This is a genomic window from Streptomyces aurantiacus, assembly GCF_001418335.1.
Classification (GTDB): domain Bacteria; phylum Actinomycetota; class Actinomycetes; order Streptomycetales; family Streptomycetaceae; genus Streptomyces; species Streptomyces aurantiacus.
In genome coordinates, this window is sequence record NZ_LIPP01000421.1 from 1,118 (window position 1) to 1,358 (window position 241).

Annotated in this window: 1 protein-coding gene; it reads right to left on the minus strand. The window is 68.0% G+C overall.

Annotated features, from left to right (window positions below):
• Nucleotides 1–60: 60 nt before the first annotated feature.
• Nucleotides 61–241 (minus strand): response regulator transcription factor (locus AOK01_RS45825; RefSeq protein ID WP_245702583.1); only part of this gene is annotated, 181 nt, incomplete at its 5' end.

A 241-nucleotide genomic window follows, 5' to 3' on the forward strand; every position in this document is an offset into this window, starting at 1 on the left:
TGCGCCGTTTCCCGCGCCCCTTATGAGGCGCGGCCCATACCGGGCGCGGCTCGGTTCTGGCTACAGCCAGCCCTGTTGGCGGGCCTCTCGCATGGCTTCCATGCGGTTGCGGGTGGATGTTTTGCCGATTGCGGAGGAGAGGTAGTTGCGGACGGTCGACTCGGAGAGGTGCAGCTTGGACGCGATGTCGGAGACGGTCGCGCCGTCCGCCGAGGCCTTCAGCACATCGCACTCGCGGGCG